This window comes from Janthinobacterium sp. PAMC25594, assembly GCF_019443505.1.
In the GTDB taxonomy this organism is placed as follows: Bacteria; Pseudomonadota; Gammaproteobacteria; order Burkholderiales; family Burkholderiaceae_D; genus Janthinobacterium.
The window spans coordinates 6,266,240-6,285,448 of sequence record NZ_CP080377.1 but is presented as its reverse complement, the minus strand read 5'-3'; the positions used below and the strand labels follow the sequence as shown (position 1 = coordinate 6,285,448).

At 61.2% G+C, this 19,209-nt stretch carries 19 protein-coding genes; 13 read left to right on the top strand and 6 right to left on the bottom strand.

The window, feature by feature from the left end; all coding sequences use genetic code 11:
• Positions 1-9 precede the first annotated feature (9 nt).
• The 5 genes from KY494_RS28215 to KY494_RS28195 all read left to right on the top strand — a co-directional run bounded on the left by KY494_RS28215 (position 10) and on the right by KY494_RS28195 (position 6,131).
• Positions 10-2,604 (top strand): type VI secretion system Vgr family protein, encoded by a 2,595-nt coding sequence (locus KY494_RS28215; protein WP_219889165.1) that lies wholly within the window; start codon positions 10-12, stop codon positions 2,602-2,604.
• Positions 2,601-4,454: a triacylglycerol lipase gene (locus KY494_RS28210; RefSeq protein WP_219889163.1), complete on the top strand. Its 1,854-nt coding sequence runs from the start codon at positions 2,601-2,603 to the stop codon at positions 4,452-4,454. The genes KY494_RS28215 and KY494_RS28210 overlap by 4 nt, the downstream gene beginning before the upstream one ends.
• A 3-nt stretch (positions 4,455-4,457) precedes the next feature.
• The gene (locus KY494_RS28205) at positions 4,458-4,745 is read left to right on the top strand and encodes a hypothetical protein (RefSeq protein ID WP_219889162.1); all 288 of its coding nucleotides are present in this window, start codon (positions 4,458-4,460) and stop codon (positions 4,743-4,745) included.
• 226 nt (positions 4,746-4,971) lie between these two features.
• Complete coding sequence (locus KY494_RS28200; RefSeq protein WP_219889160.1) at positions 4,972-5,586, top strand: T6SS immunity protein Tli4 family protein; 615 nt, start codon at positions 4,972-4,974, stop codon at positions 5,584-5,586.
• 65 nt (positions 5,587-5,651) lie between these two features.
• Complete coding sequence (locus KY494_RS28195) at positions 5,652-6,131, top strand: GNAT family N-acetyltransferase (protein ID WP_219889158.1); 480 nt, start codon at positions 5,652-5,654, stop codon at positions 6,129-6,131.
• Between the two features lie 4 nt (positions 6,132-6,135).
• Here KY494_RS28195 and KY494_RS28190 read toward each other — a convergent pair whose 3' ends face one another.
• The 5 genes from KY494_RS28190 to KY494_RS28170 all read right to left on the bottom strand — a co-directional run bounded on the left by KY494_RS28190 (position 6,136) and on the right by KY494_RS28170 (position 9,239).
• Positions 6,136-6,309 (bottom strand): hypothetical protein, encoded by a 174-nt coding sequence (locus tag KY494_RS28190; RefSeq protein ID WP_219889156.1) that lies wholly within the window; start codon positions 6,307-6,309, stop codon positions 6,136-6,138.
• Positions 6,306-6,575: a hypothetical protein gene (locus KY494_RS28185; RefSeq protein WP_219889154.1), complete on the bottom strand. Its 270-nt coding sequence runs from the start codon at positions 6,573-6,575 to the stop codon at positions 6,306-6,308. The genes KY494_RS28190 and KY494_RS28185 overlap by 4 nt, the downstream gene beginning before the upstream one ends.
• Position 6,576: 1 nt before the next feature.
• Positions 6,577-6,960, bottom strand: a complete 384-nt coding sequence (locus KY494_RS28180) for an Imm1 family immunity protein (RefSeq protein WP_219889152.1) — start codon at positions 6,958-6,960, stop codon at positions 6,577-6,579.
• A 2-nt stretch (positions 6,961-6,962) separates the two neighbouring features.
• On the bottom strand, positions 6,963-8,603 hold the full coding sequence (locus KY494_RS28175; protein WP_219889150.1) for a SulP family inorganic anion transporter: 1,641 nt from the start codon (positions 8,601-8,603) through the stop codon (positions 6,963-6,965).
• Positions 8,604-8,669: 66 nt separating this feature from the next.
• Positions 8,670-9,239 carry a TetR/AcrR family transcriptional regulator gene (locus KY494_RS28170; protein ID WP_219889148.1) on the bottom strand — a complete coding sequence of 190 codons (570 nt, stop codon included), beginning with the start codon at positions 9,237-9,239 and terminating at the stop codon, positions 8,670-8,672.
• 77 nt (positions 9,240-9,316) lie between these two features.
• Here KY494_RS28170 and KY494_RS28165 point away from each other — a divergent pair, with 77 nt between their 5' ends.
• From KY494_RS28165 to KY494_RS28155, 3 genes are all read left to right on the top strand, one after another.
• On the top strand, positions 9,317-10,249 hold the full coding sequence (locus KY494_RS28165) for an SDR family oxidoreductase (RefSeq protein ID WP_375143432.1): 933 nt from the start codon (positions 9,317-9,319) through the stop codon (positions 10,247-10,249).
• A gap of 3 nt (positions 10,250-10,252) precedes the next feature.
• Positions 10,253-11,101, top strand: a complete 849-nt coding sequence (locus tag KY494_RS28160) for a Ku protein (RefSeq protein ID WP_219889144.1) — start codon at positions 10,253-10,255, stop codon at positions 11,099-11,101.
• Between the two features lie 122 nt (positions 11,102-11,223).
• Complete coding sequence (locus KY494_RS28155) at positions 11,224-13,536, top strand: PAS domain S-box protein (RefSeq protein ID WP_219889142.1); 2,313 nt, start codon at positions 11,224-11,226, stop codon at positions 13,534-13,536.
• On the opposite strand, the gene ligD is transcribed toward KY494_RS28155, so the two are convergent.
• Positions 13,520-16,009, bottom strand: coding sequence for a DNA ligase D (gene ligD, locus KY494_RS28150; RefSeq protein ID WP_258194518.1), 2,490 nt, complete (start codon positions 16,007-16,009; stop codon positions 13,520-13,522). The two genes, KY494_RS28155 and ligD, sit on opposite strands and share 17 nt — an antisense overlap.
• 233 nt (positions 16,010-16,242) lie before the next feature.
• On the opposite strand from ligD, the gene KY494_RS28145 reads away from it, so the two are divergent.
• From KY494_RS28145 to KY494_RS28125, 5 genes are all read left to right on the top strand, one after another.
• A complete protein-coding gene (locus KY494_RS28145; protein ID WP_141169928.1) occupies positions 16,243-16,560 on the top strand; it encodes a hypothetical protein in 318 nt (105 codons plus the stop codon).
• 222 nt (positions 16,561-16,782) lie between these two features.
• Positions 16,783-17,121 carry a hypothetical protein gene (locus KY494_RS28140; protein WP_219889141.1) on the top strand — a complete coding sequence of 113 codons (339 nt, stop codon included), beginning with the start codon at positions 16,783-16,785 and terminating at the stop codon, positions 17,119-17,121.
• A 41-nt stretch (positions 17,122-17,162) separates the two neighbouring features.
• On the top strand, positions 17,163-17,492 hold the full coding sequence (locus KY494_RS28135; RefSeq protein WP_219889139.1) for a hypothetical protein: 330 nt from the start codon (positions 17,163-17,165) through the stop codon (positions 17,490-17,492).
• Positions 17,493-17,705: 213 nt separating this feature from the next.
• Positions 17,706-18,725, top strand: coding sequence for a serine hydrolase (locus KY494_RS28130; RefSeq protein WP_219889137.1), 1,020 nt, complete (start codon positions 17,706-17,708; stop codon positions 18,723-18,725).
• 115 nt (positions 18,726-18,840) lie between these two features.
• Positions 18,841-19,191 carry a hypothetical protein gene (locus KY494_RS28125; protein ID WP_219134637.1) on the top strand — a complete coding sequence of 117 codons (351 nt, stop codon included), beginning with the start codon at positions 18,841-18,843 and terminating at the stop codon, positions 19,189-19,191.
• The last annotated feature ends 18 nt before the right edge of the window (positions 19,192-19,209 follow it).

The window sequence follows — 19,209 nt, the reverse complement described above, 5'->3', positions numbered from 1 at the left end:
AGGCAGGCCATGCATGCAAGCATCCAGGCGGCACTATCGGCCTTCGACCTCGCCGCGCAAGAGCGGCGCTTGCTGAAGATCGAGTTCCCCCATGACGATGGCCCGGCCGGCGCCATCCTGCTGGTCAATTCGCTCACTGCCAGGGAAGAGGTATCGCGCGACTTCCGTTTCGAAGCCGAATTGCTGTCCGATGACGCGCACATTGCGCTCAAGGCCATGATGGGCCGCATGGTGAGCATTTCCATGCTGCGCGACGATGGCACGCTGCGCTACTTTAACGGCTATGTGGGCGAGTTTTGCCTGCTGCGCGCCGATGGCGGCTTTGCGTGGTACCGCATGGTGCTGCAACCGTGGCTGGCCTTTGCCCGGCTGCGCCAGGACAATGTGTCCTTTCATGGCCAAAGCGTGATACAGCTGACCGAAACAACGTTCGCGCACTACGGGCAGCGCGACTGGCAAACCAGCATCCATGGCGACGATCCACAGATCACTTGCGCCAACCAGCACAATGAAACCGACTACAACCACCTGCACCGGCGCTGGGAGGCGCTGGGCTGGCATTACTGGTACGCGCACCGCGCCGATGGGCATACGCTTTGGCTCGCGGACAACAGCATCCTGGCGGACATGATCGCCACGGCATCCGGCGACGGCGCCATGCGTTTTCACTCCGAGTCGGGTTCCATGGAAGACGATGGCTTGCAACAGTGGCAAGCCGTGCGCCGGATCGGCTCCGGGCAGCTGACCTTGGCCAGTTTCGACTATAAGAATCCGCAGCCACGCCTTGCCAGCGGCCACTCCCTGAATCGCCAGGGCGATGTATTTGCCCACGAACTGTACGAAAACACGGGCGCCTATGGCTACAGGAATGTCGATGATGGGGAATCGCTGGCACAACGCCGCATGGAAGAAAGCGACCATCTGCGCCAGTATTTCGAGGCGGCCGGCAATCATCGTGGCGCACAGCCCGGCCTTTGCTTCCGGCTCGATGGGCATTTCAGCGCCGAGGAAAAACACTACCAGCCTGGCCAGGAGCGCCCTGACAGTATTGCCGAACGCGAATACCTGATCCTGTCAGTGGTGCATAGCGCCAGCAATAATTATCAGGTTGGCCCCAGCGCGCCCTCCCACTATGTCAACAATATGGTGTGCGTGCGCCGGGACATCCGTTGGCGGCCGGGCCGTGGCTACAACAGCACGCCATGCATCGTTGCCGGCGTGCAGACGGCGCTGGTGGTCGGGCCGGCCGGGGAGGAAATCCATACCGATGCCCTGGGACGCATCCGCCTGCAATTTCACTGGGACCGCCTGGGCACATTCGATGAGCGCAGCTCGCCGTGGATAAGGGTCATGATGCCGATGGCGGGCCCGCAAATGGGGCAAATCGCCTTGCCCCGTGTAGGCCAGGAAGTCGTCGTGCAATTCCAGGACGGCAATATCGACCATCCCATCGTCATCGGCGTGGTCTACAACAGCGCCAATCCGCCGCCATGGCAACTGCCTCAGCAGCGTGCCCTGTCCGGCTTGCGCAGCCGCGAACTGGGCGCCCGCAGCGCCAACCACCTGGTGCTCGACGACACCAAGGGCTCGATCCAGGCACAGCTGCGCAGCGAGCACCAGGATAGCCGTCTGTCATTGGGCAACATCACCCGCATCGACGACAACGCCGGCCGCAAGGAGGCGCGCGGCGTGGGCTTTGAATTGGCCAGCAACGCCTGGGGCGCCCTGCGTGCCGCCAAAGGCATGCTGATCACCACCGAAACATCAACAGGAACGGGATCAGTCAAACAGCTCGACGAAACACAAGCTCGCCTGGCGCAGGCGCGCCAACTGCAAGAGGGACTGGCCGGCATGGCTGTCGACGCGGGTGCGCAAGACAGCGCCGCTCAACAGGGCGGCGTGGCCGAATCCATCCAGCGGCAAAACGCCGCCATCAAGGGCGCCGGCGGCGATTTCCCGGAGCTGTCCGAACCACATTTGCTGCTGGCCAGCCCGGCCGGCATCGAGCTGAGCACGGCCCAGTCCATCCACCTGGCCGCCAGCGAGCATGTGGCGCTCACCAGCAGCAAGCATATTTCACTCGCCAGCGGCGACAGCATGTTTGCCAGCATCGCCAGGAGCTTCAGCCTGTTCGTGCACAAGGCCGGCATGAAGCTGATCGCCGCCAGCGGCAAGGTGTCCATCCAGGCCCACAGCGACGAGGTGGAAATTCTCGCCCGGAAAGTCTTGTCGCAGATCAGCGAAGCGGACTGGGTCAACATCAAGGGCAAGAAAGGCATCCGCCTGCACGGCGCCAACCACATGCTGGAAATCAGCGACAAGGTGCAGTTCTTCACCTCATCCCCGGTGCTCTTCAACGGCAACCTGGAGACCCTGGCGCCGAAGAGCGTGTCGCAGGAATTTAATGAACGGCCACACAGCAGTTTTGATCAGGAAGTCTTGCTGGTGAATGTCGACGATACGCCAGCCGTCGGCGTTGCTTTTGAAATCCTGCGCGATGACGGCAACATGGCCGGCAAAAGCGCGGAAGACGGTTCCACGCAACTACAAAAATCCACCGGCATGGACAGCTACATCATTCGTTATAAGGGAGAACTGCCATGAGCAAATGTGAGGACTTGAATAACCGCGGCAATCATCCTGAAAAATTTAGTCAGGGCGTAGGAGGTTGGGCGGAACTCGCCGTTTCGATGACGGAAACAAAAGATACCGCGCGACATGACGTCACCCTACCGCCAGGCAAGGTAATTCCTGTCATTTTCCTGCCAGGCGTGATGGGCAGCAATCTACGGATGAGCAAGGTGCGCCAGGAAGAATTGGGCCGTCCAGACAATCGGGCTTGGCGGCCAGACGATATGATGGGTGCGGGAGGCAAGGCGGCTGTCCTCACAAACAATGGTTTGGGTGGCTGGTTCAAAGATGCGTCGCCACGGCAGCGTCAATTGGTGTTTGATCCCAATGAAACCGAAGTCGAGTACTACCATTACACCGAAAGCAACAGCCGCTTCGATCCAGACGGTGCGGAAACCAGAGCCGCAGATGCACGACATCAAAATGTGCCCGACAGCTTTACACCCATTCCTCCTTTAATGGGAACTAACAGGATCGCGACAACAACACGTCCGAATCAAGGTAAAGCCTGCTCCTACCAAAGCCCAGCACAAATAGCACGTTGGCGAGGATGGAGTGAAGTGTTATTTGCTGGTGCATACGGAACAATGTTGCGGGCTGCCGAACTGCATCTCAATAACATGATTTCCGACGGTAAGCCACATCCTGTCTGGCGTCAAACGAGTGGCCTTGGCGCACTGCTTTTGCAAGATCCAGAAAATTTTGGCGCGTCATCGGGCAAAGCCATTAGCGTCGGCGATTTAAAGAAAATTTCTCCTTGCTGGTATCCAGTGCATGCGATGGGTTACAACTTTATCAAGAGCAATGGGGTATCCGCCGTCACTATTGCAGAGCGACTGCGCGGTCTGGTCAAAGGCTACCAGCAACGCGGATTCAAATGCAACGAAGTCATCATCGTCACGCATAGCATGGGGGGCTTGCTGGCCCGTGCATTGATACACCCCAGCTATGGAAAGATGCTTGATGATAAAGATGTGAAAATTCTGGGAATTTATCACAACGTGATGCCAACCATTGGAGCCGCAGGGGCATATAAACGCATGCGTTTTGGCTTTCAGGAAAGAGAAGGTTCTATAGCAGAAATAGAAGCCAAAATTCTGGGCATCGACGGTATGCATGCTACCGCCATTCTGGCTAACGCACCAGCGCCACTGGAAATGTTGCCAGGTGCGGCATATGGCCAGAATTGGCTGAAAATTGTAGATGCACAGGATAAAGTTTTATGGAGCTGGCCTCGCGATAAGGCCACTGCACTGGAAAGCATTTACCTTCAACCCGCCAATGCGTGGTGGAGGCTAATCAACCCAAAATGGGTAAACCCCGCTGACCTCCCTCGTGAAAAAGGTGGCGGTATAGAAGAAACAATGAAGCGCATAAGAAAAGCCTCAGAATTTTTATCATCCATAGAGAAAACGTTTCACCCAAACACTTATGCAAGCTATTGCGCATCGAGGAATTTTTTAAGTTATGGCGATGTCGTATTTAAATTAATTAACGGTCTTCACAGCGGATCTAACGATCCATGGAATAAATTTGAGCCGCTACCTGAAAAATGGAAATTACTTGAAGATGATAGCAAGGGACAACTCCTCGTCCAAGCCGGAGGGAAAAACTTAAAATTAAAGCTACAGTCAGCCAGTGCACGCGGTGATGGGACGGTACCGTCAGACCGTTCTGCACGGCACATCACAGGCACACTGTTCATACATGGCATGGCGGAAGCGAACGGTTATGACCACCAGAACAGCTATGCCGATACAAATGTAATGGCATCCATGCTGTATTCCATCGTACAAATTGCCAAGACGGCAAAATGGGATTAAGCCATGAATAATAAGATAAAGAAAACAATTTTCCTCACGATCACAGTTATTGCGATGGCTTTCCTATCCGCCCACGCGAAAAAAAATGCAGACAAGGAGACCATAATGCTTGGGAATTTCAAACTTAGCAAACGTCTGGAAGTTCTCTTTTTAAAAACAAAAATTGTATGCTTCGGGCGCTATGCCCTGGAGGTTCCACAAGAAGCACAACTCATATCAGGAGGAACAACAATTCTTTCGGAAATCAAGAGCATACCAGGTGGAATAACAGAAAAAAAACGAACGCATTGAAGAAGAAATTGAAAAAATAAGAAAAAATGACCCAAACTCTGAAATTATATACAATGAAAAAGGTCCAGTAGAAAATAGCTGGCAACTTCAATATTACGATGGGAAATTTTCCAAGGAAGATGGCGATCTATTCTTCAAGACCTACGTTATAAAAGGAAACCACATATTTATTCTTGATGGATCAAAAAGAAAAGATGAAACAATAGCAGACTCCAAACGAAATCAAATGGTCCGCGCCAACAACTTACGTCTGCGCGATGAAAATGAAGTTCCCAAGGAACCTGGCTATTGCGTCAAAAATGGTTTCATGAGCGACAACAAATATAATAGTCAGGAAATGGCGGATGCAGGCTTGTATTTCCCCAGCTTTCCAGACGTGACTTTTTCCATCACTGCGAATAAAAATGCCTACGGTGACTATCCTCCTGCCGAATATGATGCAAAAGTACGTGGAAAATTATCATTACTTGCTCGTATCCAGGAAGCAAAAGACCAACAAGGCAAGAATTATCCCCCTCGTACTCTGCTACGCGAGGGCAAGCGTGACGTGCAGCACTGGCATGGCGAGGAATCGTTGATACGGCGTACCGATGGCGTGCATGATTTTGAATGGACACTGGTCGGTACGCCGCGCGATATCGCCTATCCAGCGGTATTGGAAGCATCCATGTACACCAAAGTCGCCCACAACATGGTCGGCGCCGCCGAAGCCGCATCGCTGACGGACGAAGAGGCCATTGCCTTGTGGGACAAGCTGCTGTCCGGCCTGAAGTTCCGGGTGAAAGTGCCGGGTGCGCCGCCTGGCTCGTACTACATCGATCCGGACAAGCCGGCGCAGTGACAAAAAGGCATGCTGGCGCAGTGCAAGCCATTGCGCTAGCATGGCCTTTTGCCCGGAAATCCCCCATGCCCATCACCGTGCGCCCCGCGCTGCCCTTCGACATCCACGCCCTGTGGGCCTTGCGCACGGTGGCCGTGCGCGTCGGTTGCGCCACGCACTATGCGCCGGAACAGATCGCCGTATGGACGGCCTCGCCCGTGCCGGACTCGTATGCCGCCATGCTGGCTGCCGGTGGCGGCATCGTGGCGCTGCAGGGAGATATCATTGCCGGCTACGCCATGCTCGATGCGGACAAGCAGGAAGTCGATGCCGTATTCGTCGATCCGGCCCGCGCGGGCCTGGGCATCGGCAAGCGCCTGCTGGCGGCGCTGGAGCAGCAGGCGCGCCAGCGCGGCATTGCGCGCCTGCACCTGTCCGCGTCGCTCAATGCGGAGCCGTTTTACGCTGCCGCCGGCTTCATCGCCTTGCGCGAGGAAGCGTATGCGCATCCCAGCGGCATCAGCCTGGCCAGCGTGGCGATGGAAAAGGCGCTGGCGGCCGCCTGAGCCGTCAGTCGTCTGTCGCAGCAGCTTCGGACTCGGCCAGGCAGTGCTGCAGCTTCGCGATCAGCGCGCGCACTTCGTCGTCGCTCAGGTCCAGCGGGTCGCCGTGCGCACCGACGGCGATCAGGCAGATGGCCGAGCCGTCGTACCAGGCGTCCAGGCGTTCATCTTGATGATTCATATGACTTGGTCGTCCCATACCCGCAGCTGCGGCGTGCACCAGCCTGTCACCATGTCGAGGGCATCCAGTATCACGTCTTCCAGCGGGCCCTCCTGCGTGGCTGGACGCAGTTCCTGCAGCAAGCCGGCCACCTGCGCCGCCGTCACGCCGCTGGCCTTGTAGCGCAGCAGGATGGCGCGCAGCGTCAATAAACCTGCCCTGGCGTCCAGCGCGGCCACCAGTTCACTGTCGATGTCGGCGATGATCGTTTGCGTGGTTTGCGGCATCTCAATCCGCCTCCCACGCGATGGCGGCCGGCCGCGCGCCGCCTGTCCTGAAAAACGCGACGAAGGCGCGCTGGCATTGCTCCACCTCCACGCACCAGGCTTCGGGATACTCATCCACCTGGCCATTCGACAGCAGGTAGCTGCAAACGCCGTCCGCCTCCTCGTCGCCCAGCGTATGAAAACTCAGCTCATCCTGCCCCGACAGATACATCAGCCAGGCGTTGCCGCCGTTGCGCAGCATGCACAGGGCCGGGCCCTGCTCCGCCTCGGTGGCCAGGGTCAGCCACAGCTCGCACTGCGCCAGCGCGCGCGCCTCCCGCAGCGCCTGTTCCAGCGCAGCGATGCTGTCAACGGCGCGTGCCTCGCCGTGCAGATTCAGTTCCATGTTCACGCGTTTCCCCCACTTAAATCAGCCGTCGCCAGCGCCGTGCTCAGGTACAGCTTGCCGCTCAGGTCATGCAGCAGGCTGCTCTGGCGCAGGCGGTCCATCACGGGGCCCTTCACTTCGGCCAGGTTCAGGCTGATGCCGCGCTTGGCCAGCGCGCTGTTGAGTTCGATCAAGCCCAGCAGGGCCGTGCTGTCGATCTGGTTAACGGCCGACAACACCAGCACCAGGTGGCGCGCCGTCGGGTGACCGCGCAATTCGTCTTCCACGCGCTCGGTGACGGCTTCCACATTGCCGAAGAACAGGCCCGCATCTATGCGCAGCAGCAAGACGTCCGGCAAGGTTTGCGCCTCGTAGCGCTCCACGTTGCGGAAGTGCTCGCTATTCGGGATACGCCCCAGCACGGCGATGTGCGGACGGCTGGCGCGCCAGATCAGGGTCCCCATCGACAGCAGCACGCCGATCACCACGCCCGCTTCCACGCCCAGCACCAGCACGCCGGCCGTGGTCGCCAGCAGGGCCAGCGCATCGCTGCGGTCGTAGCGCCACGACAGTTTCAAGGTATCCCAGTCCAGCAGGCTGGCCACGGCAAAGATGATGGTGGCCGCCAGGACCGGCAGCGGCAGCAGGGCCAGCCAGCCCGTGGGCGCCACCAGCGCCAGCGCCAGCAAGCCCGCCGTGATGATGCTGGCCAGCGGCGTGTTGGCGCCCGCCTGGAAATTGACGGCCGAGCGCGAGATGGAGCCGGTGACGGGAAAGCCGCCCGACAGCGCGCTGGCCACGTTGGCCGCGCCCAAGCCCAGCAGTTCACGGTTCGTGTGCAGTTTTTCACCGCGTTTTTGCGCCAGGGTCTGGGCGGCGGACATGCTCATCAAAAAGATGATGAAGGCGATCAGCAGCGCCGGCGACAGCAAGGTGCGCCAATGGGCGCCCGAGGTGGCCAGGTTCAGGCCCGGCAAGCCGCTGGGCACGTGGCCCGTCGTCTGCACGCCCATCGCGTCCAGGCCGCCATAGGCGACGAGCGCGATGCCGGCCAGCACCAGCGCCATCGGCGCCAGGCGCGCGCCCACATCGGCCGCCACCTGGTTCAAGCCGCAACGCTGCAGCAGGCGCGACGCGTAGCGTTTGGCCAGCCACAGGAACAGCAGGCCGGACAGCCCCAGCACGAGGCTGGGCGTATGCCAGTGGGGAATGCTGGCACCGAGCAAGGGCGTGATCTGGCCCCAGATGATCAGGATCGCGGCGCCATTGCTGAAGCCGCTAATCACGGGACGCGATAAAAAGCTGGCCATGAAGCCCAGGCGCAGCACGCCGCACAGCAGCAGGACCAGGCCGCTGATGAAGGCCAGCTGGGCGGCCAGCACGATATACAAGGAGGAGCCGGGGTCGGCCAGCGGTGCCAGGGCTGCGGCCGTCATCAGGGAAACGATGGCCATGGGCCCCACCGATTGCGTCATGCTGCTGCCGAACAAGGCGTACAGCACGGGCGGCAGGATGCTGGCATAGATGCCCACCACGGGCGGCAAGCCCGCCACCAGCGCGTAGGCCATGCCTTGCGGCACCATCATCATGGCGACAACGATACCGGCGGTGATGTCTCCGGCCAACAGAGGACGCCGGTATTGCCTGAGCCAGAGCAGCATGAATGATCCCGAAATCTGAAAACCGAAGCCTATCATGCGACGCGGCCGGCTGACAGGGGGATATGCTCAGTCTGGCAGCAATTGCGCCTTCACGGCCTCAAGGATTTCCGCCGACAGCGCCTCGTCATCGACGGAACGGGCCAGCACCATGGCGCCCACCATGGCGGCAAACGTGGCGATGGCCTGCTGGCGCCGCTCTTCTGGCCTGCCGTCCGGCAGCAAGCCTTCCAGCAGCGCAAACTGCTGCCGCGTCGCCTGCGCAAAGGCGGGACGCGCGCCGGGCGACATGCGCGCCACGTCGACGCCCATGGCCGCCGCCGGGCAGCCTGTGCCAGGCTGGTCGCGGTGGCGGGTGGTCAGGTAGCTATCGATGATGGCCGGCAGCGCCCGCTGCGGGTCGCTGGCGACCTTCGCCCGCCAGCCTTCCAGCGACTTATGCAAGGCATGCTGGCACGCTTCGATCATCAAATCTTCCTTGGACGCAAAATGGCCATAGAAGCCGCCATGCGTGAGGCCCGCGTTCTTCATCAGGTCGGCCACGCCGATGCCGTCGTAACCCTTCTCGCGGAACAATCTGGCCGCCACGTCGACGATGCGCTCGCGGTTCAGCGCCGCCTGCTCCCTGCTCACTTTCATGCTGCCTCCACTATGATGTCAATCATCATCTAATCTTACACCCGTTTGCGCCACTCTGTTAGCAAGCGCACCGTTTGATGGGGGTGCCGCGCCGATACTGGATCTTCGTTTCCACGGAGGCCAGCATGAACGAGAACAAGGACCAGTCCGCCGGTAACTTGCAGCGCGCCGTCCAGCCGGAGCAGCGCGATGCCGCCAAACCCGGCAGCGAAGCACAGATGCCATTGAAACCCCGCTTCCTGGCGCCCGACTACTGCGGCAGCGGCAAGCTGGCCGGCATGGTGGCCATCATCACGGGCGGTGATTCGGGCATCGGCCGCGCCGTGGCCGTGCTGTATGCGCGCGAAGGGGCCGATGTCGTCATCATTTACCTGAACGAACATGCGGACGCCAACGAAACGAAACGCTATGTGGAAGCGGAAGGCCAAAGCTGCCTGTTGATACCCGGCGACGTGCGCGAGCAGGGCTTTTGCCAGCAAGCCGTCAATCAGGTGCTGGAACGGTTCACGCACATCGACATACTGGTCAACAACGCCGCCTTCCAGGAACACGCCGCATCCTTGCTGGACCTGAGCGAGGAGCGCTTCGACCTCACCATGAAAACCAATGTCTACGGTTACTTTCACATGGCCAAGGCCGTGTTGCCCCATCTGCAGCGCGGTGCCTCCATCATCAACACGGGGTCCGTGACGGGTTTGCAAGGCTCGAAGTACTTGCTCGATTATTCCACCACCAAGGGCGCCATCCATGCGTTTACCATGGCACTGGCCGGCAACCTGCTGGACAAGGGCATCCGCGTCAACGCCATCGCGCCGGGACCCGTCTGGACGCCCCTCAACCCGGCCGACAAGTCGCCCGAGGACATCGCAAAATTCGGCGCCGACACCGACATGCGCCGCCCGGCCCAGCCCGAGGAACTGTCGCCCGCCTACGTCTTCCTGGCCTCGCCCGCCTGTTCCAGCTACATCACGGGCATCGTCCTGCCCGTCACCGGCAGCGTGGGGAACTAGGCCATGGCGCGCGCATTGTGGAAAGGCGCCATCAGCTTCGGCCTCGTGCACATCCCCGTCGAGCTGATTTCAGCCAGTCTCGACCATGAATTGGACTTATCCATGCTGGACCGGCGCGACTTCGCACCCATCGGCTACAAACGCTACAACAAGCAGACGGGCAAGGAAGTCGAGTGGGACGACATCATCAAGGGCTATGAATACAAGACGGACGAATACGTGGTGCTGTCCGACGAAGATTTGAGGCAGGCGAACGTGAAGGCCACGCAAACCATAGCCATATTGACCTTTGTCGATGCGACGGAAGTGCCGCTGACCTTTTACGCGCACCCGTATTACCTGCTGCCCGCCAAGGGCGGCGAGAAAGTCTATGCGCTGCTGCGCGAAACCTTGCGCAAGGCCGATAAAGTGGCTATCGCCAGCGTAGTCATGCGCACCAAGCAACATTTGTGCGCGCTCGCCTGCGTCGGCGACGCCATCGTGCTCAACACCCTGCGCTACGCCGATGAAATCCGCCCCACGGACGACCTGGACTTGCCCGCCAGCACCCTGAAGGGGGCGGGCATTACCGACAAGGAACTCAAAATGGCCCTGTCGCTGGTGGAGGGCATGAGCGAAACGTGGGAACCGGGGCAATACCACGACAGCTATCGCGAAGACGTGCTGGCGCTGGTCAAGAAAAAAATCAAGGCGAAACAGACCAAGACCATCACCGCGCCCGAGCCGGAAGCAGAGCACGGCAGCAACGTGATCGACCTGGTCGCCCTGCTGCAGCAAAGCCTGGGCAAGAAGGCGCGCGCGGCCTCGTCCGCCTCCCGCAAACCACCGCCCGCCAGGCGCAAGACGGCCTGATGCTCGCAGTCCGCCGCGGATAATCTTCAATAATATAAATGCATTGACTTTGATCAAGCTTCTCGCTAGCGTATGCACACAGCCTGCCGTCCGGCAAGCCCTGTCATGCGTGCGGGAAAACAATGGATGCCGAGTTAGATCAGCTTATCCTCAGCGGCGCCCCTGGCGGCGTTGTCATCACGAATGAAGACCATGTCGTCGTGCGCTGGACGATCGGCGCGCAGCGCATCTTCGGCTATGCCAGCGATGAGGCGCTGGGCCACCCGCTGTGGGAACTGATCTCGCTGCCGGGACAGGCCGAAGCAGCCCCGCTGATCGACGAGAAACTGGCGCTGCATGGCAGCTATGACCGCGAATCGATGCGGCGGCGCAAGGATGGCGAACTCATCTACATCGATGTGGCCTGCCAGTCCGCACGCGCCACGCCGGATGCCCCCTGCTACCTGATTTCCACCATGAAGGACACGACCTTGCTGAAAGCGGCGCGCGACGCCCAGTTTGTCGACGTGCGCTACCGGGTGCTGTTCGAATCGACGCCGGACAGCGTCATCATGGTCAACGCCACGGGCGCCATCGTGCTGGCCAACCAGCAGGCGCAGCGCCTGTTCGGCTATGCGGAAGGAGAATTGAGCGGCAGGCAAATCGATACCCTGTTGCCGCAACGCCTGCGCCACGCGCACGTGGGACACCGCGCGCGCTATTTCGACCAGCCCCGCACGCGCACCATGGGCGCCGACCTGGAATTGCTGGGTTTGCGCAAGGACAACGTCGAGTTCCCCGTCGAAATCAGCCTCTCGCCCATCCAGACGGAGATCGGCACCTTCGTCATCAGCGCCATCCGCGACGTCAGCGACCGGCGCCGGGCCGAGCAAAAGTTCCGCGGCCTGCTCGAATCGGCGCCGGACGCCATCGTCATCGTCAATGGTGATGGCGAGATCGTGCTCGTCAACTCGCAAACGGAACGCCTGTTCGGCTATTCGCGCGCGGAGCTGCTGGGACGCAATGTGGAAGTGCTGATCCCGGCCCGCTACGCGCATGATCATCCGCACCACCGGCAAGCCTTTTCCAAAGCGCCACGCGCCCGCTCCATGGGTGCGGGCCTGGAACTGTACGGCTTGCGCCGCGACGGCACCGAGTTTCCCGTCGAAATCAGCCTGTCGCCGCTGGAGACGGACGAAGGCGTGCTGGTTTCGTCAGCCATCCGCGACATCACGGAACGCAAGCGCATCGAACACACGCTCAATGAACAGAAAATCGAACTGGAGCGGGCCAGCCAGGCAAAGGACCGCTTTCTCACCAGCATGTCGCACGAATTGCGCACGCCGCTCAATGCCATCCTCGGCTTTGCCCAGCTGCTGGCCAACGAATCGTTGCCCGCGACCGTGCAGCAAAAACGCGCCTTCGTGCAAAACATCGTCACCTCGGGCCGCCACCTGCTCACCCTGATCAATGAAATCCTCGACCTGGCGAAGATCGAGTCAGGCAGCCTGAGCCTGTCGATCGAGGCGGTGGCGCTGCCCGCGCTGATCGAGGAAGTGCGCGTGATGGTGGAAGAACAGGCGCAGCAGCGCCAGCTCGAGATGGTCTTTTCGGTCTGCGGGCCGCTGACAGTCAGGGCCGACCATACGCGCCTCAAGCAAGTGCTGTTGAACCTGCTGTCGAACGCCATCAAGTACAACCGCCCGGCCGGCAAGGTGGCGCTGGAAATCTCGCAACCGGCTGCGCAGCGCGTGCGCATCGCCATCCGCGACACGGGCAAGGGCCTGGACGACACGCAGATGGCGGAACTGTTCCAGCCGTTTAACCGCCTGGGCCAAGAGGCGGGCAGCGAGGAAGGCACGGGCATCGGCCTGGTCGTCACCAAGCGCTTGATCGAGCTGATGGGCGGTGCCATGGGCGTGCACAGCTGCGTCGGCGTGGGCAGCGTCTTCTGGATCGAACTCGACACCATGGCCACGCCGCCCGCCAGGATGCCGCTGGACACGGAGGGGCTGGCCGAACCTGCTGGCGACGCCGCCGACGATGCCGGCGGCCAGGCCCTGCTGCTGTACGTGGAAGACAATCCGGCCAGCCTGCGGCTGGTGGAAGACATCATCAGCTTCCTGCCCCATCTGCGCATGATCTCGGCCACCGACGCGCGCCATGGCATCGCGCTGGCGCTGGAGCGCCGCCCCGATGTGATCTTGATGGATATCAACCTGCCCGGCATGAATGGCAACCAGGCGCAGCGCATCCTGCGCAACGATCCGCGCACGGCGCACATCCCCGTCATCGCGCTGACGGCCAATGCCATGAAAGGCGACATCCATCACGGCCTGGCCGCGGGCTTTTTCCGCTACCTGACCAAACCCGTCGAGATTCCCCAGCTCAACGTTGCCATCGACGAAGCCCTGCAACTGGTGCGCGCCAGCCTGCCGCTCAAGCCGCCGCAGTGAAACCCAGTTTCTGCATGGCCCCATCGATGCCCCTGGCGCTGCGCGCATAGCCAGCCCACGGCGCATTGCCCACGTCGAGGCGGCTGTGGACGTTGTTCACCGTCCATTGATCGCCCGCCTTCAGCTGCTCGAGTTCCTCCCAGGCCAGCGGCACGGAAATGCCCAGCCCGGAGCGCGTGCGGGCCGACCACGCGCACACGGTGGTGGCGCCCCGTCCGTTGCGCAAATAATCGATGAAGATCTTGCCGACGCGGTTAGCCGGCCCGCTCTTGACGACAAAACGCGCCGGTATATGCTGCGCCATGTGCGCCACGATGGCTTGCGAAAACGCCTTGACCGTATCCCAGTCGTGTTTCGGGCGGATCGGCACGACTACGTGCAAGCCCTTGCCGCCGCTGGTTTTCAACCAGGCGGGCAGCCCCAGCTCCGTCAGGAAGGCGCGCAGCAGCACGGCCGCTTCGCGAATGGCGGGCCAGGCCACGCCCTTGCCCGGGTCCAGGTCGAACACCAGGCGGTTCGGCGTGTCGTAGGCGCTGGCCAGCGCGTTTTGCGTATGAAACTCCACCACATTCCACTGCGCCGCCGATAACAGGCCCTGTACGCTGGCCACTTCCAGCATGGAAGCATGCTCGGGATCGAGGCCGGGATCGAGCTCTCTGACGCCGGGCATGGTCGACGTATCCGCATGCTTCTGGAAAAACAGCTCGCCGCCCACGCCGCCCGGCGCACGCACCAGCGACACGGGCCGGCCCCGCAAATGCACGAGCATCAGCTTGCCCACGAGCGCGTAATAGCGCACCAGGTCGATCTTGCGCGCGCCGCTGTCCTGGTCGATCACCCGGTCCGCATGGCTGACCTTGAAACTGGCCGGCAAGACGCCGTCCGGCGTGGCTTGATTTTGCATCGTCTTCTCCCTGTCGATCCGCTGTGCCCGCTCGCGCACGATGGCGACCGGTTTTTTATCATTGCGCAAGCCGTGAAACACGGCATGGCGCACGGCGCCGCCACGGGTCCATTGCGCAAAACCAACCTCGGCCACCAGTTGCGGCTGGACCCAGATGGGCTGGCGCACGCCGCCCGCCTTGCCTGCGAACGGGCTGGCATCAACGGCCAACGCATCGAGGCGGCGCCGCAAGTCGCGCAGGACCGCATCGTCAAAGCCGCTGCCCACATTGCCCGCGTAGCGCAGCTTGCCCTGCTCATCGTGCACGCCCAGCAGCAGCGACCCGATCCCCTCGCGCGCGCCCTGCGGCGCCGTATAGCCGCCGATGACGAATTCCTGGCGCAGCCCGCATTTGAGCTTGATCCAGTCGCCGGAGCGCCGCGTGACGTAGGGCGAGCCGCGCCGCTTGCCGATCACCCCTTCCAGCCCCAGGCGGCAGGCGTGGGCCAGCAGTTGCCGGGGTTCGGCGTCGAGCGCGCCGCTGAAACGCACCAGCGGCGAGGCGGGCAATTGTTCCAGCAGCCCCTGCAGCAGAGCGCTGCGCGCCTCGACGGGCTGGCCCCGTAGATCATGGCCGTCGAAATACGGCACGTCGAACAAGTAATACACGATCGCGCTGGTGCTGTCCGCATCGAACGCGCGCTGCAAGGCACCGAAGTCAGGGTGGCCGCCGGCATCGTTGACGACGATTTCACCGTCATACCAGCCTGGCGGCAAGCCCATCTGTTCCAGCGCCTGCCGCAGCGGCGGCAATTTGGCCGTCCAGTCATTGCCATTGCGCGTGATCAGGGCGACCTGATCGCCATCGCAACGCGCGAGCAGGCGGTAACCGTCGAATTTCGCCTCGAAAATCCAGTCTTGCGCGGCTGGCGGCGGCGTATCGACCAGGGTGGCCAGCTGGGGCGACAGGGTGGAGGGCAAAGCGGCATCGGGCGGTGCGGCAGCCAACTTGCGCGCGGACAAGGCCTTGTGCTTGACGCTGCCGGGGAACTCGTCGACAACGGAAAATTCGGCGGCCGGCCGGGCAAACGCGTCTTTTTCCTTGATCAGCAGCCAGGCCGGTTTCTTTTCATCCTTGCCCTGCATGCGCACCAGCACACAGTTGCCCTGCATCTTGTGGCCACGCACAGTGAATTTCAGTTCGCCGGCCGCCAGCGCGGCGCGCGCATCGGGCGTGGCTGGCTGCGGCTGCCACGTTCCTTTATCCCAGATGATGACCTTGCCCGCGCCATACTGTTTTTCCGGGATCGTGCCTTCAAAACTGGCGTAGGCCAGGGGATGGTCTTCCACCTGCACGGCCATGCGCTTGTCGCGCGGGTCGTAGCTGGGGCCTTTCGGCACGGCCCAGCTTTTCAGCGTGCCATCGAGTTCCAGGCGAAAATCATAGTGCAAACGACTGGCCCAATGCTTCTGGATGACGAAGGTGAGCACCTCGCCCGCGTCCTCGCCGCCGCCTGCCGGCTCGGGCGTGACGGCGAAATTGCGCTTGGCCTGATAGGTTTTCAAAGCGGTTTTCAAGTCGGCTTTCATGGCGGACCCATGCGGTGAGGATGGCATCGAGTCTAGGCCGCCAGGGGCTGGCGCGCGGTACGCCAGCTAACAGAGTGCGTCGACGCGCGCAGGCCGTGCGGCAAGGTGCTTACGCGGCAAGTGTAAGTATTTGTAATGGCGTGTCAACGCAATTGCCGCACGGCGCGTTTTTGGCTCAGTGACAGGGGAAATGCATCTCCTGAACTACAACCCACTTCTCGAGGAACTGCACCATGAAAAAAGTAATCGCTACTCTGATCGCCGGCTTGTTCGCTACCGCAGCCTTTGCTCAAACCCCAGCACCAGCAGCGCCGGCCAAGGCCGAAGCCAAGCACACCAAGGAAGTGGCCAAAGCAGAAGCAAAAGAAACCAAGGCCGTCGTGAAAGCCGATGCGAAAGAAGCCGTCGTCGCTGCAGACGCCAAAGCCGATGTCGCCAGCGCCAAGGCTGACGCCAAAGCCACCAAGGCCAAAGCCCATCACAAAGCGAAAAAAGCCAAGGCCAAGGCTGACGAAGCCAAAACTGAAGCGACCGCGGCAGCAGCCAAATAATCGCTTCCGCGCGTTTTCCGCGCCACAAGAAAAGACAGCTTCGGCTGTCTTTTTTCGTTTTCACCACCACATCATGCAGCAACATCTTTTAAAAAACCTGATTGTAAGAAAGTGTAAACAAGGTCAACGGTAAGCTTCCGGGGCGCGTTTTATGCTCAGTGACACGGGAATCATCCCGGCACCCACAGACATACCAGACAAACCACCACCGAGGACTGCACCATGAAAAAAGCAATTGTTACCCTGATCGCCGGCCTGTTCGCTACCGCTGCCTTTGCCCAAACGCCTGCAGCGCCAGCAGCCTCGGTTCCTGCCAAAGTGGAAGCGGCCCACACCAAGGCCGTCGTGAAAGCGGACGCCAAGGAAGCGCAAGCCGTCGTGAAAGCCGATGCGAAAGAAGCGAAAGCCGTCGTCGCCGCGAAAACGGACGTGGCCAGCGCCAAAACGGAAGCGGCCAGCACGAAAGCCAAGGCCCACCACAAGGCCAAGCACACCAAGGCCAAGGCCGATGCAAAACTGGCTTCGGCCACCGCTGAAGCGGCACCAGCAGCCGCCAAGTAATCCTCGACACACCATCACTTACCACTTGCCAGGAAAATAAAATGAAAAAAGTTATCGCCACCCTCGTCGCCAGCCTGTTCGCTACCGCAGCCTTCGCCCAAACCCCTGCAGCCCCGGCTCCGGCCAAGGCGGAAGCGGCCCACACGAAAGCCGTGGTCAAGGCGGAAGCCAAGGAAACCAAGGCTGTCGTGAAAGCCGATGCCAAGGAAGCGGTCGTCGCCGCCGATGCGAAAGCCGATGTCGCCAGCGCCAAGGCCGATGCCAAAGCCACCAAGGCCAAGGCCCATCACAAGGCCAGCAAGGCCAAAGTGAAAGCGGATGCAGCGAAAGCGGCAGAAACCGTTCCGGCAACGCCAGCACCAGCGAAGTAATCGCGAACACAGTCACGGGAGCGCGTCCGCCGGGTCTGCGCTAACGTGGCCAATTCGCCTGCAATACCAGGGACAGCTTCGGCTGTCCTTTTTGCATGTTGCCTCTTGCACTGCGCCTTCATGCAAACTTCATCGAACAGGCCAGCTTGTGCGCGACAAAGCGGCGCACATGAGGGACACTGGCAATCCCACCATCGCCGCGAAGCCTATCCCATGCGTCACCTGCCCTTGCTCCTGCTTGCCGCCCTGTCCCTGCCCTGCGCCGCCAATGCGCAAGACGCCCCCGCCACCCTGGAACAAGTCCTGCAAGCCCGGGACCGCGACAGCCATGGCGACTTGCGCGCCGTCGTCGTGCTGCGCGATGGCGTTATCGTGGCCGAACGCTATTACAACGGCGAGACGGCCGACACCCTGCACGACATCCGCTCGGCCGGCAAGAGCATCACCGCTCTGCTGGTGGGCGCCGCCGTGGCGCGGGAACAACTGGCGACAACAAAAACCGTGGGCGATTACTGGCCCGAAATCGCTGGCAGCCCCGCCGGCAAGGTCGTCCTCGACGACTTGCTGACCATGCGCTCGGGCCTGGCCGCCTTCGACGAAGACGAGCAGTCGCCCGGCAATGAAGACAAGCTCGATGCCGCGTCCGACCCCGCCGCCTTCGTGCGCGGCGTGCCGGCGGCAACAAAGCCGGGCAGCACCTATCGCTACAACTCGTTGGGTTCGTACATTGCCGGACGCGTGGTGGAAAACGCCAGCGGCACCGACCTCGAAGATTTCGCCGCCAAGGTGCTGTTCGCGCCGCTGGGCATCACGCGCTGGAGCTGGGGCCGCGACGTGGCACACCACCCGAAAGGACAGGGCAATCTGTCGCTGCGCGCACGCGATACGGCGAAAATCGGCCAGATGGTGCTCGACGACGGCGTGTTTGATGGGCGGAGAGTGATCGACGCCGCCTGGCTGCAAGCCGCGCTGGCGCCGCGCGTGGCCATCGGCGCCGTCGACCGCTACGCCGACAGCTACGGTTATTTCTGGTATGCGAAGACGCAGGACATCGACGGACAGCAGATTGCCGTGCATTTCGCCTCGGGCAATGGCGGCAACAAGATCTATGTGATACCGGCGCGTCGCATGGTCGTCAGCATCGCATCGAGCGCCTACGGCAAGGCGCATGGGCAGCGCCGTTCGGAAGACATCCTCAAAGCCATCCTGAAGGCGGATGCAACGCAGATGTAAGCGTTTGTAATGACCGTCAACGCAAGCGTCCCGGAGCGCGTTTTATGCTCAGTGACACGGGAATCATCCCGGCACCAACAGACTTACCAGACAAACCACCACTGAGGACTGCACCATGAAAAAAGTTATCGCTACCCTGATCGCCGGCCTGTTCGCAACTGCAGCCTTCGCCCAAACGCCTGCAGCTCCGGCAGCACATGCTACCGCAGCAGCCTCGGTTCCCGCCAAAGTGGAAGCGGCCCACACCAAGGCCGTCGTGAAAGCGGACGCCAAGGAAGCGCAAACGGTCGTCAAAGCGGACGCGAAAGAAGCGAAAGCAGTCGTCGCCGCGAAAACGGACGTCGCCAGCGCCAAAGCGGAAGCGGCCACCACCAAGGCCAAGGCCCACCACAAAGCCAAGAAAACCAAGGCCAAGGCTGACGAAAAGCTGGCATCGGCCACCGCCGAAGCGGCTCCAGCCAAGTAATTCCGACACACGTTACTG

Coding starts and splice junctions, on each gene's coding strand:
- KY494_RS28215 (WP_219889165.1), top strand. CDS start 10: ATGCATGCAAGCATCCAGGCGGCACTATCGGCCTTCGACCTCGCCGCG.
- KY494_RS28205 (WP_219889162.1), top strand. CDS start 4,458: ATGAATAATAAGATAAAGAAAACAATTTTCCTCACGATCACAGTTATT.
- KY494_RS28170 (WP_219889148.1), bottom strand. CDS start 9,239: ATGAAAGTGAGCAGGGAGCAGGCGGCGCTGAACCGCGAGCGCATCGTC.
- KY494_RS28155 (WP_219889142.1), top strand. CDS start 11,224: ATGGATGCCGAGTTAGATCAGCTTATCCTCAGCGGCGCCCCTGGCGGC.
- KY494_RS28165 (WP_375143432.1), top strand. CDS start 9,317: ATGGGGGTGCCGCGCCGATACTGGATCTTCGTTTCCACGGAGGCCAGC.
- KY494_RS28125 (WP_219134637.1), top strand. CDS start 18,841: ATGAAAAAAGTTATCGCTACCCTGATCGCCGGCCTGTTCGCAACTGCA.
- ligD (WP_258194518.1), bottom strand. CDS start 16,009: ATGAAAGCCGACTTGAAAACCGCTTTGAAAACCTATCAGGCCAAGCGC.
- KY494_RS28180 (WP_219889152.1), bottom strand. CDS start 6,960: ATGGAACTGAATCTGCACGGCGAGGCACGCGCCGTTGACAGCATCGCT.
- KY494_RS28200 (WP_219889160.1), top strand. CDS start 4,972: ATGGTCCGCGCCAACAACTTACGTCTGCGCGATGAAAATGAAGTTCCC.
- KY494_RS28135 (WP_219889139.1), top strand. CDS start 17,163: ATGAAAAAAGTTATCGCCACCCTCGTCGCCAGCCTGTTCGCTACCGCA.
- KY494_RS28130 (WP_219889137.1), top strand. CDS start 17,706: ATGCGTCACCTGCCCTTGCTCCTGCTTGCCGCCCTGTCCCTGCCCTGC.
- KY494_RS28185 (WP_219889154.1), bottom strand. CDS start 6,575: ATGCCGCAAACCACGCAAACGATCATCGCCGACATCGACAGTGAACTG.
- KY494_RS28175 (WP_219889150.1), bottom strand. CDS start 8,603: ATGCTGCTCTGGCTCAGGCAATACCGGCGTCCTCTGTTGGCCGGAGAC.
- KY494_RS28145 (WP_141169928.1), top strand. CDS start 16,243: ATGAAAAAAGTAATCGCTACTCTGATCGCCGGCTTGTTCGCTACCGCA.
- KY494_RS28160 (WP_219889144.1), top strand. CDS start 10,253: ATGGCGCGCGCATTGTGGAAAGGCGCCATCAGCTTCGGCCTCGTGCAC.
- KY494_RS28210 (WP_219889163.1), top strand. CDS start 2,601: ATGAGCAAATGTGAGGACTTGAATAACCGCGGCAATCATCCTGAAAAA.
- KY494_RS28190 (WP_219889156.1), bottom strand. CDS start 6,309: ATGAATCATCAAGATGAACGCCTGGACGCCTGGTACGACGGCTCGGCC.
- KY494_RS28195 (WP_219889158.1), top strand. CDS start 5,652: ATGCCCATCACCGTGCGCCCCGCGCTGCCCTTCGACATCCACGCCCTG.
- KY494_RS28140 (WP_219889141.1), top strand. CDS start 16,783: ATGAAAAAAGCAATTGTTACCCTGATCGCCGGCCTGTTCGCTACCGCT.